Genomic DNA, 15,197 nt, shown 5'->3' on the forward strand with positions numbered 1-15,197 from the left:
TCAAGGAATCCGGCATGACGCAGCAAAAGCAATACCCGCATTTCACCGACCTCGAACCTGTCATGCACGTGGAGGGCGTGGTGCGGTTGCCGGGATCGAAAAGCATCTCGAACCGCACGCTGCTGCTGGCCGCGCTGGCCGAAGGCAGCACCACCATCCACGACCTGCTGGCGTCCGACGACACCCTGGTGATGCTGGGCGCGCTGCGCTCGCTGGGCATCGCCTGGGAGCAGGTCGACGAACGCACCCACATCGTCCACGGCCAGGGCGGCACGCTGCCGGTGCATGAGGCCGACCTGTTCATGGGTAACGCGGGCACCGCGATCCGCCCGCTGACCGCGGCGCTGGCGGTCATCGGCGGCGACTACACGCTGCATGGCGTCTCGCGCATGCACGAGCGTCCGATCGGCGACCTGGTCGACGCGCTCAACGCGGTCGGCGCACAGATCGAATACACCGGCGTGCAGGGCTTTCCGCCGCTGCGCATCCGCCGCGGCCATATCCATGCGCAGCAGCGCATGAGCGTGCGCGGCGACGTCTCCAGCCAGTTCCTCACCGCGCTGCTGATGTCCGCGCCGCTGATGGCGAAAGAGCACCCGGTCGTCATCGACGTCGAGGGCGAGCTCATTTCAAAGCCCTACATCGAGATCACGCTGAACCTGATGCGCCGCTTTGGCGTGACGGTGGTGCAGGACGGCTGGCAGTCGTTCACGGTGCAACCGGGCCAGCGCTACGCCAGCCCGGGCAGCATCCACGTCGAGGGCGACGCCTCGTCGGCCTCGTACTTCCTGGCGGCCGGCGCAATCGCCGGCGGCCCGGTGCGGGTCGAGGGAGTAGGGCGCGACAGCATCCAGGGCGATGTGCGCTTTGCCGAGGCGCTGGAGATGATGGGCGCCACCATCACCCGCGGCGACAACTGGATCGAGGCGAGCTCGAACGGCGTCTTGAACGCCATCGACGCCGACTTCAACCACATTCCCGACGCCGCCATGACTTTGGCGGTGGCGGCGCTGTACGCCGAAGGCACTACCACCCTGCGCAATATCGCCAGCTGGCGCGTGAAGGAAACCGACCGCCTGGCGGCGATGGCGATCGAGCTGCGCAAGCTCGGCGCGACCGTCGACGAGGGCCCGGACTACATCAGCGTCACCCCGCCAGCGGAAATCCAGCCGGCCAGCATCGACACCTACGACGACCACCGCATGGCGATGTGCTTCTCGCTGGCGACGCTCGACGGCAAGGCGCGGCGCGGTAACCGGATGCGCATCATGGACCCGAAATGCGTGGCCAAGACTTTCCCCGATTACTTCGAGGCCTTTGCCGCCATCGCCCGCAACGAGCTGTTCTAAGCGTTCGCGCCGCAGCAATCACTCATAAGACACCATGCCAAATTCGCACATTCCCGTCATTACCATCGACGGCCCGACCGCCTCGGGCAAGGGTACCGTGGCCCACAAGGTGGCCGACAAGCTGGGCTTCCATTTCCTCGACTCCGGCTCGCTGTACCGCCTGACCGCGCTGACGGCGCTGCGCCGCGGCGCCGACCTGCGCGACGAGCACGGCATCGCCAAGCTGGCCGAGCACCTTCCGGTCAGCTTCGCCGGCGGCGAAATCCTGCTGGCGAACGAAAATGTCTCGCAAGCGATCCGCGCCGAAGAGGTTGGTAATCTTGCATCGCAGATCGCCGCCATGCCGACCGTGCGCCAGGCGCTGTACGCGCTGCAACTGGGCTTCCGCAAGGCGCCAGGCCTGGTGGCGGACGGACGCGACATGGGGACCGTCATCTTCCCGAACGCCCAGCTCAAAGTGTTCCTCACCGCAAGTGTTGAGGCAAGGGCGCAACGCCGATATAAGCAATTGATTGACAAGGGGTTTTCTGCTAACATGGAAGACCTCCTGTCAGATTTGCAGGCGCGCGACGACCGTGATACTCATCGGGCGATTGCCCCGCTGGTTCCGGCAGAAGGTGCGCATTTCCTCGATACATCCCATATGACGGCTGATCAAGCCATCGAACAGGTGTTGAAATGGTATGCGCAACTGAAGTAACGGGCTGGTCTTTTCAGCCTTTCAGGTGCCCGGCTCCGGCATGTGTCGGGGAAGGGTGTTGTCTCAACTTAACCCAGTTCAGTGCGCATTTGTGACGCCCTGCTGGCCAACTCTATCAAAACTATGTCTACTGCAACAACTGAAGCAACCGGTATGGAAAGTTTCGCAGCGCTCTTCGAAGAGTCGCTGTCACGCCAGGACATGCGTTCGGGCGAAGTTATTTCCGCTGAAGTCGTTCGTCTCGACCACAACTTCGTGATCGTTAACGCCGGCCTCAAGTCCGAAGCTTTCATTCCTATCGAAGAATTCAAGAACGACCAGGGCGAACTGGAAGTTCAAGTCGGCGATTTCGTTTCCGTAGCGATTGAGTCGCTGGAAAACGGCTTCGGCGACACCATCCTGTCGCGCGACAAGGCGAAGCGCCTGGCATCGTGGCTGGCACTGGAAAAAGCGATGGAATCGGGCGAAATCGTCGTCGGTACCGTCAACGGTAAAGTCAAGGGCGGCCTGACCGTTCTGACCAACGGCATCCGCGCATTCCTGCCGGGTTCGCTGGTTGACACCCGTCCAGTCAAGGACACCACCCCATTCGAAGGCAAGACCCTCGAGTTCAAGGTCATCAAGCTCGACCGCAAGCGCAACAACGTGGTGCTGTCGCGCCGCGCTGTCATCGAAGCATCGATGGGCGAAGAGCGTCAGAAGCTGATGGAAACCCTGAAAGAAGGCACCGTGGTTACCGGCGTCGTCAAGAACATCACCGACTACGGCGCGTTCGTGGATCTGGGTGGCATCGACGGCCTGCTGCACATCACCGACCTGGCATGGCGTCGTGTGCGTCACCCATCGGAAGTGCTGACCGTTGGCCAGGAAATCACCGCCAAGGTCCTGAAGTACGATCAGGAAAAGAACCGTGTTTCGCTGGGCGTGAAGCAGCTGGGCGATGACCCATGGACCGGTCTGTCGCGTCGCTACCCACAGGGCACCCGTCTGTTCGGCAAGGTCACCAACCTCACCGACTACGGCGCGTTCGTGGAAGTCGAGCAGGGCATCGAAGGCCTGGTACACGTTTCCGAAATGGACTGGACCAACAAGAACGTCGCTCCAAACAAAGTTGTCCAGCTGGGCGACGAAGTAGAAGTGATGGTTCTGGAGATCGACGAAGAGCGTCGCCGTATTTCGCTGGGCATGAAGCAGTGCAAAGCAAATCCATGGGACGAGTTCGGCATGACCCACAAGAAGGGCGATAAAGTCCGTGGCGCCATCAAGTCGATCACCGACTTCGGCGTGTTCATCGGCCTGGCTGGCAACATCGACGGCCTGGTACACCTGTCGGATCTGTCGTGGACCGAAGCTGGCGAAGAAGCTGTTCGCAAGTTCAAGAAGGGCGACGAACTGGAAGCAGTTGTTCTGGCAATCGACGTTGAGCGCGAGCGCGTTTCCCTGGGCGTCAAGCAGCTCGAAGGCGACCCGTTCAACAACTTCGCGGCAATGAACGACAAAGGCTCCCTGGTAACGGGTACGGTCAAGTCGGTCGAGCCTAAGGGCGCTGTCATCCAGCTGTCCGAAGAAGTTGAAGGCTACCTGCGTGCTTCCGAAATCTCGCGCGACCGCGTTGAAGATGCCGGCACCCACATGAAGGTTGGCGACAGCGTTGAAGCACTGGTCATCAACATCGACCGCAAGGCTCGCAGCATCCAGCTGTCGATCAAGGCGAAAGACAATGTTGACACCCAGGAAGCGATGCAGAAGATGGCAACCACTTCCGACAGCAATGCAGCATCGGGCACCACCAGCCTGGGCGCACTGCTGAAGGCTAAGTTCGACAACAAGAACTAAGACCTTCGGGACTGCCAGATGACCAAGTCCGAGTTGATCAACCGCTTGGCTGAGCGTTACTCTCAGCTGGTGGCCAAGGATGCGGAGTATGCTGTCAAGACCATTCTCGATGCCATGACCAACGCTTTGGCGACCGGCCAGCGCATCGAGATCCGCGGTTTCGGCAGTTTTGCCCTGAATAGCAGGCCGCCACGCATCGGACGCAATCCGAAGTCCGGCGACAAGGTGATGGTTCCCGAAAAACGGGTACCGCACTTTAAGCCGGGCAAGCAATTGCGCGAGCGCGTAGACGCGATGGTCGGGCAACCGATCATCGAAGACTAAGTCGTCTGGCGAAATAGAAAACGGCGTCCTCGGATGCCGTTTTTTTATGGGACAAGCAAACGCAACGTGACACGCCGTCATTCCCGCGCAGGCGGGAATTGATGGTGCGCTGGCTTTACAGGTGAGCATGGATTCCCGCTTTCGCGGGAACGACGCATGAACTAGTCGATTGGGCATCGGCAAGGCTCAATTGCTACTACGTATAATGGTAAGATGCCACACCCGCGAACCCTTCCATTTGGACCCCGCAGATGAAATTTGTATCCACTATTGTCGGCATTATCCTGTTCGTGCTGTTCTTCGGCTTCGCGCTGAAAAACACCCAGGAAGTCGACCTGCACTTTTTCCTCAATTATGAGTTGCGCGGCCCCCTGGTGCTGATGCTGCTGGCGTTCTTCATCGCCGGCGCCGCCCTCGGCATCCTGGCCGTCACGCCGACCGTGTTCCGCCACCGCCGCCTCAGTTCGCAGCACCAGAACACCATCGACGCGCTGCAAAGCGTGGCGCGCACCAGCACCGTGCAACCGCAGCCGGACAGCGTGAACACCCGCAACTAAATCCAGCAACACCCATCACACCAACAAAAAGAATCGCATGGAATTTGAATTTTGGATGCTGCTTGGCATCCCACTTTTCTTCAGCCTCGGATGGATCGCCGCGCGCGTCGACATCAAGCAGCTGGTATCGGAATCGCGCACGCTCCCGCGCGGCTACTTCAAGGGCTTGAACTTCCTGCTCAACGAACAGCCCGACAAGGCGATCGACGCCTTCATCGAGATCGTCAAGCTCGACCCGGAAACGGCCGACATGCACTTCGCGCTCGGCAACCTGTTCCGCCGCCGCGGCGAAGTCGAACGCGCGATCCGCGTGCACCAGAACCTGCTGGCCCGTCCCGACCTGCCGCTCGAACAGCAGCACCACGCCGGCTACGAGCTAGGCATGGACTACCTGAAGGCCGGCCTGCTCGACCGCGCCGAGGAGACCTTCAACGGCCTGGTCGACTCGCAGTACGGCGTGCAGGCGCAGCGCGCGCTGCTTGAAATCTACCAGCGCGAAAAGGAATGGAAGCGCGCGATCACCGCTGCCCAGGGCCTGCAGTCCTCCGGCGCCGGCATGCGCCAGAAAGAAATCGCCCAGTTCTACTGCGAACTGGCGCAAGACGCGCTGGTGCACCTGCACACCGACGAGGCGATGGCGCTGCTGGAGCAGGCGTTGCTGTCGGACCGCACCAATGTGCGCGCCACGATCCTGATCGGCGACGTCCAGCTGGCCAAGGGCGATGTCGAAGGCGCCTTGATGACGTGGCGCCGCGTCGAACAGCAAAGCGTGCCGCACGTGGCGCTGGTCGCCGCGCGCCTGATGGACGGCTACCGCAAGGTAGGGCGCCCGCAGGAAGGCGTCAACCTGCTGCGCTCCTACCTCGCCGAAGCCTCGTCGATCGACCTGATCGAAGTCGTGTTCAAGGCCGTCACCGAGCTCGATGGCGCGCAGGCTGCCAAAGACCTGGTGGTTGAAGAACTGCGCCGCACCCCGACCTTGCTGGGACTCGACAAGCTGCTGGAAGCGCGCATGATGGACGCGCCGCCGGAAGTGTTCGACGAACTCTCGATGGTCAAGAACCTGGTGCACGGCTACACGCAAAAGCTGGCGCGCTACCAGTGCGGACACTGCGGCTTCAAGGCGCGCCAGTTCTACTGGCAGTGCCCGGGCTGCAGCCGCTGGGACTCGTACCCGCCGCGCCGCACCGAAGAACTGAATGTGATGAACTAACACCGATAACCAACAATGATCAGTCGCCTGCTCTCCACCGATACCTATCCGCACATCGCCACGCCCAACCTTGAGAACGTCCGCATCCTGGTGGTCGGCGACGTCATGCTCGACCGCTACTGGTTCGGGGAAGTCAGCCGCATTTCGCCCGAAGCGCCGGTACCGATCGTGCGTGTCGAGAAGCGCGAAGAGCGGCTCGGCGGCGCCGCCAACGTCGCGCGCAACGCCGCGGCGCTGGGCGCCTATTCGGGCCTGCTCGGCGTGGTCGGCGCCGATGAAGCGGGCGCGCAGGTGGAAGCGCTGCTGCACGACTCGCAGATCCACAGCTTCCTGCAGCGCGACGAGGCGATATCGACCATCATCAAGCTGCGCGTGATCGGCCGCCAGCAGCAGCTGCTGCGCATCGACTTCGAAGAAGCGCCGACCGACACGGTATTGCGCGACAAGCTCACCCAATTCAACGCGCTGCTGCCGGACTACGGCGTGGTGATCCTGTCCGACTACAACAAGGGCAGCCTGGTCAACGTCAGGCAGATGGTCGCCGCCGCGCGCGCGGCCGGCAAGATCGTGATGGTCGACCCGAAAGGCGACGACTTCACGCCATATGCGGGCGCGACGGTCCTGACGCCAAACAAATCGGAACTCAAGCGCGTGGTCGGCAGCTGGTCGAGCGAAGAACAGCTGACGGCCAAAGCCCAGGCGCTGCGCGAAGAACTGCGCCTCGACGCGCTGCTGCTGACGCGATCGGAAGAAGGCATGAGCCTGTACACGGCCGACGAAGTCTTGCACGTCCACGCCGACGCGCGCGAAGTGTACGACGTCTCGGGCGCCGGCGACACGGTCATCGCCACGATGGCCGCGATGCTTGGCGCAGGCATGACGATGTCCGACGCCATCATGACAGCCAACCGCGCCGGCGGCATCGTCGTCGGCAAGCTCGGCACCGCCACCGTCACGCGCGCAGAGCTATTCGGCAGCTAAATCCCCCCACTTCAAAAATTCCAAAATCGGGGACAGACCACCATTTTAGAAGATTCTAAAATGGTGGTCTGTCCCCGATTTTGGAATCTTTCTGACCAGATTCGCTGTGTTGATGGGCTGCGGCGCACGGTTGATTCGGCTCAACCGGAGCAGGTCAGCCATGCCCCACGCTTGAGCCGTTGAGCGCGAGGGATCGCATCCGCTTTCCCCGCTTGACTTACTCACGGAGAAAATCAACATGATCAAGAAACTGATGCTTGCCGTCGCACTCCTGTGCGCCTCGATGGGCGCGGCCTTCGCCCAGGTCGACGTGAACAAGGCCGATACCGCCGCCCTCGATGGCGTCAAGGGCGTCGGTCCGGCCATGTCGAAAGCCATCCTCACCGAGCGCGAAAAGGGCGGCGAATTCAAGGACTGGGCCGATTTCCAGAAACGTGTCAAAGGCGTCGGCGAGAAAAAAGCTGTCAAGCTGTCCGAGGCAGGTTTGCAGGTCAACGGCAAGGCGTTGGATGGCGCCGCCGCGGCCGCCGCCAAGCCAGCCAAGGCCTCTGCCAAACCCGCCGCCAAGCCTGCCGCCGAGGCCGCCAAGATGTAAGCCTTGCCGCGGCACCGCCACGCGACACACCCCGCCAATCTTTTCTGCGGGGTTTTTTTTGCTTGTATGGACAGACGAACCGCGGTGCGCTGTGCGAAGATACAGCGCTTCAACCGGACAACTGTTTATACGAAAGAGGACCACTAATGCCCCATGTTCGTTCCGCTACCAGCCTGATCGCAGGCGTGTTCGCCATCGCCGCTGGCACCGCGTCGGCCGCCGCGCCTGTCTCGCCTGACGTCACCGGCCACCAGGCCCAGATCGACAAGATCGTCAGCGAGATCTCGCCCCAGCGCATCGAGGCCTACGTGCGCAAGCTGGTCAGCTTCGAGACCCGCCACACGATGTCGGAGACGGAATCGGACAAGGTCGGCATCGGCGCCGCCCGCCGCTGGATCAAGGCGGAGCTGGAGCGCTGCGGCGCGCAGTCGGGCAACCGCCTGCAGGTGGCGTTCGACAGCCACGTGGCCCCGGTGTCGGCACGCATCTCGCGCCCGACCGAGATCGTCAATATTGTCGCAACCTTGCCTGGCAGCCAGCCGCAGTCGAAGGAACGTATCTACGTGGTCAGCGGCCACTACGATTCGCGCAACACCGATATCATGGATGCCAAGGGCGCGTCGCCTGGCGCCAATGACGATGCCTCCGGCACCGCGGCCGTGATGGAGATGGCCTGCGTGATGGCGCGCTATAACTTTGACGCAACCCTGGTCTTCATGGCCGTTGCCGCCGAAGAGCAGGGCCTGATCGGGGCCACCCACTGGGCCGAGCAGGCAGTTGAAAAGAAACTGCATATCGCCGGCATGTTCACCAACGATATCATCGGCAGTTCGCGCGCCGATGACGGCCGCGTCGACGACAAGCAGGTGCGCCTGTTCGCCGAAAGCATTCCCGCCACCAAGGAGATGAGCGAGGCGGTGCGTGCCCTGATTTCGACCGGCGGCGAAAACGATTCGATCTCGCGCCAGCTGGCACGCCATGTGAAGGAAGTGGGCGAGCGCTACGTTCCCGATTTCAAGGTCAACATCGTCCACCGCCGCGACCGCTACCTGCGCGGCGGCGACCATATGCCTTTCCTGGCGCGCGGCTTCGCGGCCCTGCGTTTCTCCGAACCGAACGAGGACTTTGCGCACCAGCACCAGAACGTGCGCAAGGAAGGCGCGATGCAGTACGGCGACCTGCCTGAGTTCAACGATTACAACTATATCGCCCGGGTAACGCGCGTCAACGCGGCAGCACTCGCATCGCTGTCGCTGGCACCGGCGGCGCCACGGCAGGTGCAGGTGCGCACCGACAAGCTGGACAACAATTCAACCTTGCTGTGGCTGCCAAACACCGAGCCCGACCTGGCCGGCTATCGCATCGTCTGGCGCGAAACCACCGCGTCCCAGTGGCAGGGTTCGATGTACGTCGGTAACGTGACCGAGGCCACGGTGCGCCTGTCGAAGGATAACTATTTCTTCGGCGTACAGTCGGTCGACAAGGATGGCAACGCCAGCGTCGCCACCTACCCGGCGCCGCTGCGCTAGCCGGCAACCCGGGGGCAAGTATGCGGACCAGTCCGCTACTTGCCCTTGCGCTGACAGGCCGCATACGCAGATGGTCGCCGTGCATTAGAATGACGTTTTGTTCTTCTGCAAAAGAGTTCTCATGCCCTACATGACCATCGAAGATACGATCGGCAACACCCCGCTGGTGCAGCTGGTACGGATTCCGGGCGCCGAAGCGCGCGAGCGCAACAACATCATCCTCGGAAAGATGGAAGGCAATAATCCGGCAGGCTCGGTCAAGGACCGCGCCGCCATGTCGATGCTGAAACGCGCCGAGGAGCGCGGCCAGATCAAGCCGGGCGATACGCTGATTGAAGCGACCAGCGGCAACACCGGTATCGCGCTGGCGATGGCGGCGGCGATCCGCGGCTACAAGATGCTGCTGCTCATGCCCGACAACCTGTCGATCGAGCGCCGCCAGAGCATGGCGGCCTACGGCGCCCAGATTATCCTGACCCCGAAAACCGGCGGCATGGAATACGCCCGCGACATGGCCGACCAGTTGCAGCGTGACGGCAAGGGCATCATCCTCGACCAGTTCGGCAACGCCGACAATCCGCGTGCCCACTACGAAAGCACCGGCCCGGAAATCTGGCGCGACACCGAAGGCCGGGTGACCCATTTCGTTTCGGCGATGGGCACCACCGGCACCATCATGGGCGTCTCGCAATACCTGAAGGAAAAGAACGATGCCGTGCGCATCATCGGCGCCCAGCCGGAAGAGGGCTCGTCGATTCCAGGGATCCGCAAATGGCCGGAAGCCTACCTGCCGAAGATTTTCGACAAGGCGCGGGTAGACCAGGTGGAAAGCGTGAGCCAGGCAGCTGCCGAGCACATGGCGCGCCGGATGGCGGCGGAAGAGGGAATTTTCTGCGGGATCTCCGCAGCGGGCGCATGCGAGATCGCACTGCGCGTATCACAGACGGTGGAGAACGCCACCATCGTGTTCATTGTCTGCGACCGCGGCGACCGCTACCTGTCGACAGGCGTGTTTCCGGCATAGGAAACCAGGGCCGGCATGGCCCATACGCGATGCAATGTCCCGCCACGCGGCGGGACATCGTCAACAACGACCGATCAGGACTGCTGGTCGCTGCTCGCGCCAGGGGTCGCGCCTTCTTTTGGCTTGAACTGCTTGTCGCTGATGCGGAACTTGTTGCGGCGATCGCCCATGAGGTAGCGCAGGTCGCGGATCGACAGGTCGCTGACTTCATGCATGCGGATCAGCAGCGATGCGCCGACCGGCAGGCGGTGGTGGCGAATCTTCGAGATCACCGGTGGCGCCACTTCCAGCGCGCGCGACAGTGCTGCGTCGTTTTTCAAACGCAGGTTCTCGATCAGGGTGTCCAGCAACCGGTTCGGGTTGTACTGCAGCAGTTCGTCGGAATCCGAATCGCTGTTCATATCAATGCCAACTTGGTTTGTCATGATGTTAATAATTCCTATTGTGAGTTGTGTTGCTTGTCAAACACGTAGTTCGGTGTAGCGCGTCACGACGAGGGATTCCGTTTGAAACAACTTTTTATAAAATATACACAATTGTACAAGTTATTCCAATCTTATTCTCGTAAGCAATTAGAACCATCTGATAATACTTGCATATCATGTTGTCTAATCGCAACATAGCTTGAATGCAATTCTCTCACAAACTCACAGAAAGATTAATTGTTTTTTCGTAAAAATTAAGTGTAATGCAATCGCGCGGTGGACGGTGCACGGTACCGGGAAAACCTGTCGGTAAAACAAGTTCTGGGGGAGTATGTTGAAATGATGATCATTTCCGTGGTGCATTCATGACAATGCCGCCGGTACCCCGTGGGGGTATGCGCGGCGGCACCAGGGATCGACTACCGTTGGGCGACAGTCGCAGTTACATTTAATTACAAATCCGTCACGCTTTTGCCATGGTCGCAGCGCGCTTGGCGCGGACTGCCTTACCCAGTTCGATGACCGACATCGCGTAGAAATAGCTTCGGTTGTACTGGGTGATCGCGAAAAAATTATTTGTCGCGAGCCAGTATTCTGTCGGTTCGGCACCATTTTGCAAGTCGACAAGGCCGAACAGGGTTGACTGCGGCAGGGACGCGCTGCTGAGCACGCCTGCGGCCTCCAGCTCATCCTGGCCGAATTTCGCTTCCAGTCCCTGGTTGATGAACTTCTCCCAGGCGTTGCTTGGCGATACGTTGGCCGCGTACACCAGCGGTCCGGTGCTTTCGGCTTGCCAGCCGTGGTTGCGCAGGAAGTTCGCCACCGAACCGATCGCGTCGGTGGTGGAGTTGGTCAGGTCGACCTTGCCGTCTTCATCGAAGTCGACCGCATGCGCGAGGATGCTCCCCGGCATGAACTGCGGAATGCCGACCGCGCCGGCAAACGAGCCGGTCAGGCCGAGCGGATCGACATTCGACTGGCGCGCCAGCAGCAATGTATTTTCCAGCTCGCCGCGGAAGAAGGCCATGCGCGCCGCGCGGTTCGGCGTTTCAGGGTAGGCAAAGGCGAGGGTGGCCAGCGTGTCGAGCACGCGGAAGCGCCCGGTATTGCGGCCATACACGGTCTCGACGCCGATGATGCCGACGATGATATCTGCCGGTACGCCGAAGCGTGCCTCGGCGCGGGCCAGCGCGGCGGCGTTCTCGTTCCAGAACTTGACGCCGCCATTGATGCGCACCGGTTCGATGAACAGCTCGCGTACCGCGGCCCAGTTTTTCGGTTTGCCAGGCGGGGCCGGCTTGACCAGCTGGACCGCGGAGTCGATGAAGTGAATCTGACCCATCAGGCCATCGACCCACTCGCGCTCGAAGCCGTGCTTGGCCACCATCTCGCCGGCGAACTGCTGCACCGCCGACCACTCGCGGAAGTTGACCTTCTCGCCGACGTGGTTCACGTTCGAGGTACGTTTGATCGCTTCGCGCGCGGCCTTGCTGGCGGCGGCTTTGGCGGCGGTCTTGCGATCGACGGGTTTCCTGGCCTTGGCTTTTTTCGCCGCGGCGGCTTTTTGCTTCGATGTCTGGGACTGCGGCGCGGCATGGACCGCGGGCACGCTGGCAACCGCCAGGGCTAACAGCAGGGACGACACCCGGCGTGGGACAAACAGCTGCAAAAATTTCATCGTAACTCGTTTAACAAATTCTTTAAGGTGGCGGCCAGCCGCGCATCGGGCGCCGCGGCTGCATACTTGTAGGCGCTGTACAGCGCGAGGAAGCGGCTGCTTGCGGCCTTCTTCGCAGGGTCGATCGGCGACGCCGACAAGCGCTGCGCATAAGCGCTCGGGCCTTCGTCCGCCGCACGCGCAAAACCCTGCCGGCCAAGCTGGTGGCACATGGCCGAGTATAGCGCATCGATCGGGTCGCCCTGACGCCGGACGCGCCATGCGCGTCCTATAAACAACAGCGTGAGCAGAAGGACAATGCCGGCCCAGACACGCCATTCGGCCAGCGCCGCGTGCAGGCCCGCCAGCAGGGTGTTCTGGCGCTGCGGCGTGTAATTCAGCACCCACTGGCTCCAGTTGTTGTTCAAGGCGCCCCAGTGATTGCGCAGCTGCGCGAGGACGCTGTTCTCGCTGACTCCCTCGATCAGGCTGCCCAGTCCCGCGATGCCGAACGGGTCGCTTGGCGGCACCGCGGCGGCCAATCCGCGCCGCACGCGTTCCGGCGCCACCGCCGCGGTCGGATCGACCCGCACCCAGCCGCGGCCCGCAAGCCAGACTTCGGCCCACGCGTGCGCGTCCGACTGGCGCACCGTCATCACGCCGTCGACCGGATTCAGTTCGCCGCCCTGGTAGCCCGTGACCACCCTTGACGGCACGCCGGCCGCGCGCATCAGGAACACGAACGCGCTGGCATAGTGCTCGCAAAAGCCGGCCCGCGTCGTGTACAAGAATTCATCGACCGAGTCGCGTCCAAGGCGCGGCGGCTGCAGCGTGTAAACATAGTTTTCGGTCCTGAACATCTTCAGCACCGCCGCGACGCGCCGCGCCGGATCGGGAAGGCGCCGCAGGACATCCGCAGCCTGCCTGGCGCGCGGATTGAAGCCCCACGGGATCATCAGCGACTGCACCAGGTCGCCCAGTTCGAGCTTCGGCTGCACCTGGTAGCTGAGGTAGGACGTTACGTCGTAGCGCACCCGCTCGTCGATCGGACGCGCGGCGGTCAGTTCCAGTTCGGGCGATACCGACGCCGGATTGCCCGCAAGCTGAGGCAAGGCGACCGGGACATCGAGCGCGAACAGCCAGCGCTTGCCGCCCGGTTCAAGCGTCACCTGCTGGCGCACCGGCCGCCCCGATACGCTCAGCGCGATGTTCGACGCCGCGCCTTGGCCCTGTACGCGGGTCCAGGTGCGGCCGTCGAATTCGCCCAGCACCACGCCGCGCCAGTACAGCTGCGGTGGCGCCGGGGCAGGGCCATCGAAGCTGACGCGGAAGGCGGTCTCTCCCGACATCGCAAGGCTCGACAGGTTACCCGGCGCCATGCTCTCGGACAGCCCGCTGCGGCCGTTCGCGGCGTCGCCAGGCAATCCCCACAGGGGACCCTGGATACGCGGGAACACGAAGAACAGCAGTAGCGCCAGCGGCATGCCCATCGCGAGGATCTTCGCCCCGATCAGCAGGCGCCGCCCGAGCGGAGGCACCGCCCCGGTGAACTGGAACGACAGCTGCGCCGTCAGCAGCGCGATCACTGAGACGATCATCGCGGCCGCGGTGGCGATGCTCTGCGAGTAGAAGAAGTTGGTCAGCACCAGGAAGAAGCACAGGAAGATCACCACGAACAAGTCGCGCCGCGCGTGCATCTCGAGCATCTTGAAGGCCACCAGCAGCACCAGCATCGCCACCCCGGCATCGCGGCCCAGCAGCGTATGGTAAGTGGCGTACACCGCGCCCATCGCCGCCAGCGACACCGGCAGCAGCAGGAAGCCAGGCGGCATGCGGGTGCCGCGGAAGGTGATCGAGGCGCGCCACAGCAAGGTCGCGCCGCACGCCACCGATACCCACAGCGGCAGGTGCATCGCGTGCGGCGCCAGCACCAGCAATGCCGCGCCAAGCAGCAGCAGGGTGTCGGCCTTGTCGCGCGTGAGCCGTTGCGCCATCGCGCCGAGCTTCGTCATTCGCGGTCCCCGATGCCGTGCAAGGCCAGCGCGCGCAGGCAGGCGGCGCGATGGGCATCGCCGCTGGAGGCTGCAAACTGATGCGCGCCCATGCGGAAGCCGTAGGGCAGGCCGCGCTGTTCGGCGTCCAGCACCCAGCGCGCCATGCGCGACAGGCGCAGTTCCAGGTCCATGAAGCGCGGCATGGCGTCGAAGTCGAGCACCAGCTCTTCGCTGGCGCCGCCTTCGAAATGCTTGGTCACGAGCTGGCCGCCATAGGCCGGATCGACCCTGGCGATCTGGCGCCATGCCAGGTGCCGCATCGGGTCGCCCGGCTGGTAGCTGCGGATGCCGGCAAAGTTATCCTGGCCCGCGTGGCCGGTGCCATCTTCGCTGTCGCTGCCGCGCATCGGCAGCGGCGGCGCGTCGGTTTCCGGGAAAGGGTAGACCAGCACGCGCGCATCCGGCTGCCAGTAGCTCCATGCGCTGAACAGCCCGAGCGGAAAGCGCGTCGACAGGCGCACGCGCGGCGAGGGCAGCCAGCCGCGCTGCGTGGTGGGCATGCTCAGGCGCGCCACGCTGTCGGTGCGCGCCGCTACATCGAGCGCATGGCGCGGGTCGGCGCTGGCGGCGAAGTCGATCCAGATGGCGAAGCGGTCAAGGCGCGTGCGGTTGACAAGATGCAGTTCGAAATTGGCCTCTTCACCGGCGAACACCGGCTGGGCGCGCCCCGCGCGCAGGCGCAGGTGCGCCAGGTTCTTATACGTGAGGTACATGTCGGCCACGGCGCTGGTGGCGGCGATGAAAGTCAGGCCGAAACCAAGCCCCAGGTTGTAGTTGATCGATCCCACCAGCAGCACCAGCAGCAGCGCGAAGAAGCCCATGCCGGCGCCGGTGGGCAGGATGAACACGCGGCGCTGGCTCAACACCACTTCGCCGCTTTCGGCGCCTTGCAGCCGGAACAGCCACTTGTCGGCCTTGCCGCGTACCAGTCCTGTCAATGCCGCCAGCATCAG

14 protein-coding genes are annotated in these 15,197 nt (G+C 62.8%); 10 read left to right on the forward strand and 4 right to left on the reverse strand.

Annotated features, from left to right (window positions below; translation table 11 throughout):
* Positions 1-14 precede the first annotated feature (14 nt).
* The 10 genes from aroA to cysM all read left to right on the forward strand — a co-directional run bounded on the left by aroA (position 15) and on the right by cysM (position 10,108).
* On the forward strand, positions 15-1,349 hold the full coding sequence (aroA, locus tag I4X03_RS05745; protein ID WP_223467023.1) for a 3-phosphoshikimate 1-carboxyvinyltransferase: 1,335 nt from the start codon (positions 15-17) through the stop codon (positions 1,347-1,349).
* Positions 1,350-1,383: 34 nt separating this feature from the next.
* On the forward strand, positions 1,384-2,049 hold the full coding sequence (gene cmk / locus I4X03_RS05750) for a (d)CMP kinase (protein WP_223467027.1): 666 nt from the start codon (positions 1,384-1,386) through the stop codon (positions 2,047-2,049).
* Positions 2,050-2,172: 123 nt separating this feature from the next.
* The gene (gene rpsA, locus I4X03_RS05755; protein ID WP_267874030.1) at positions 2,173-3,885 is read left to right on the forward strand and encodes a 30S ribosomal protein S1; all 1,713 of its coding nucleotides are present in this window, start codon (positions 2,173-2,175) and stop codon (positions 3,883-3,885) included.
* 18 nt (positions 3,886-3,903) lie between these two features.
* Complete coding sequence (locus tag I4X03_RS05760; RefSeq protein ID WP_008446215.1) at positions 3,904-4,209, forward strand: integration host factor subunit beta; 306 nt, start codon at positions 3,904-3,906, stop codon at positions 4,207-4,209.
* 251 nt (positions 4,210-4,460) lie between these two features.
* Entirely contained in the window at positions 4,461-4,766 is a 306-nt protein-coding gene (locus I4X03_RS05765; protein ID WP_223467031.1) for a LapA family protein, read from the forward strand.
* 37 nt (positions 4,767-4,803) lie between these two features.
* On the forward strand, positions 4,804-5,979 hold the full coding sequence (lapB, locus tag I4X03_RS05770) for a lipopolysaccharide assembly protein LapB (protein ID WP_223467033.1): 1,176 nt from the start codon (positions 4,804-4,806) through the stop codon (positions 5,977-5,979).
* A 15-nt stretch (positions 5,980-5,994) separates the two neighbouring features.
* Positions 5,995-6,960: a D-glycero-beta-D-manno-heptose-7-phosphate kinase gene (gene rfaE1 / locus I4X03_RS05775; RefSeq protein WP_223467038.1), complete on the forward strand. Its 966-nt coding sequence runs from the start codon at positions 5,995-5,997 to the stop codon at positions 6,958-6,960.
* A 238-nt stretch (positions 6,961-7,198) separates the two neighbouring features.
* Entirely contained in the window at positions 7,199-7,555 is a 357-nt protein-coding gene (locus I4X03_RS05780; RefSeq protein ID WP_223467039.1) for a ComEA family DNA-binding protein, read from the forward strand.
* Positions 7,556-7,701: 146 nt separating this feature from the next.
* Positions 7,702-9,084: a M28 family peptidase gene (locus I4X03_RS05785; protein ID WP_223467040.1), complete on the forward strand. Its 1,383-nt coding sequence runs from the start codon at positions 7,702-7,704 to the stop codon at positions 9,082-9,084.
* A 121-nt stretch (positions 9,085-9,205) separates the two neighbouring features.
* The gene (cysM, locus tag I4X03_RS05790; protein WP_223467041.1) at positions 9,206-10,108 is read left to right on the forward strand and encodes a cysteine synthase CysM; all 903 of its coding nucleotides are present in this window, start codon (positions 9,206-9,208) and stop codon (positions 10,106-10,108) included.
* A 74-nt stretch (positions 10,109-10,182) separates the two neighbouring features.
* Here cysM and I4X03_RS05795 read toward each other — a convergent pair whose 3' ends face one another.
* From I4X03_RS05795 to I4X03_RS05810, 4 genes are all read right to left on the reverse strand, one after another.
* Entirely contained in the window at positions 10,183-10,533 is a 351-nt protein-coding gene (locus I4X03_RS05795) for a hypothetical protein (protein ID WP_223467042.1), read from the reverse strand.
* Between the two features lie 463 nt (positions 10,534-10,996).
* Positions 10,997-12,211 carry a lytic murein transglycosylase B gene (mltB, locus tag I4X03_RS05800; RefSeq protein WP_223467043.1) on the reverse strand — a complete coding sequence of 405 codons (1,215 nt, stop codon included), beginning with the start codon at positions 12,209-12,211 and terminating at the stop codon, positions 10,997-10,999.
* Complete coding sequence (locus I4X03_RS05805; RefSeq protein WP_223467045.1) at positions 12,208-14,202, reverse strand: transglutaminase TgpA family protein; 1,995 nt, start codon at positions 14,200-14,202, stop codon at positions 12,208-12,210. The genes mltB and I4X03_RS05805 overlap by 4 nt, the downstream gene beginning before the upstream one ends.
* On the reverse strand, positions 14,199-15,194 hold the full coding sequence (locus I4X03_RS05810; RefSeq protein WP_223467049.1) for a DUF58 domain-containing protein: 996 nt from the start codon (positions 15,192-15,194) through the stop codon (positions 14,199-14,201). The genes I4X03_RS05805 and I4X03_RS05810 overlap by 4 nt, the downstream gene beginning before the upstream one ends.
* Positions 15,195-15,197 lie beyond the last annotated feature (3 nt).

Origin of the sequence: Massilia soli (assembly GCF_016809835.1) — a bacterium.
GTDB lineage: Bacteria > Pseudomonadota > Gammaproteobacteria > Burkholderiales > Burkholderiaceae_D > Telluria_A > Telluria_A soli.

Coding starts and splice junctions, on each gene's coding strand:
- I4X03_RS05795 (WP_223467042.1), bottom strand. CDS start 10,533: ATGACAAACCAAGTTGGCATTGATATGAACAGCGATTCGGATTCCGAC.
- lapB (WP_223467033.1), top strand. CDS start 4,804: ATGGAATTTGAATTTTGGATGCTGCTTGGCATCCCACTTTTCTTCAGC.
- rpsA (WP_267874030.1), top strand. CDS start 2,173: ATGTCTACTGCAACAACTGAAGCAACCGGTATGGAAAGTTTCGCAGCG.
- I4X03_RS05805 (WP_223467045.1), bottom strand. CDS start 14,202: ATGACGAAGCTCGGCGCGATGGCGCAACGGCTCACGCGCGACAAGGCC.
- I4X03_RS05765 (WP_223467031.1), top strand. CDS start 4,461: ATGAAATTTGTATCCACTATTGTCGGCATTATCCTGTTCGTGCTGTTC.
- I4X03_RS05810 (WP_223467049.1), bottom strand. CDS start 15,194: ATGCTGGCGGCATTGACAGGACTGGTACGCGGCAAGGCCGACAAGTGG.
- rfaE1 (WP_223467038.1), top strand. CDS start 5,995: ATGATCAGTCGCCTGCTCTCCACCGATACCTATCCGCACATCGCCACG.
- I4X03_RS05785 (WP_223467040.1), top strand. CDS start 7,702: ATGCCCCATGTTCGTTCCGCTACCAGCCTGATCGCAGGCGTGTTCGCC.
- aroA (WP_223467023.1), top strand. CDS start 15: ATGACGCAGCAAAAGCAATACCCGCATTTCACCGACCTCGAACCTGTC.
- cysM (WP_223467041.1), top strand. CDS start 9,206: ATGCCCTACATGACCATCGAAGATACGATCGGCAACACCCCGCTGGTG.
- cmk (WP_223467027.1), top strand. CDS start 1,384: ATGCCAAATTCGCACATTCCCGTCATTACCATCGACGGCCCGACCGCC.
- I4X03_RS05780 (WP_223467039.1), top strand. CDS start 7,199: ATGATCAAGAAACTGATGCTTGCCGTCGCACTCCTGTGCGCCTCGATG.
- I4X03_RS05760 (WP_008446215.1), top strand. CDS start 3,904: ATGACCAAGTCCGAGTTGATCAACCGCTTGGCTGAGCGTTACTCTCAG.
- mltB (WP_223467043.1), bottom strand. CDS start 12,211: ATGAAATTTTTGCAGCTGTTTGTCCCACGCCGGGTGTCGTCCCTGCTG.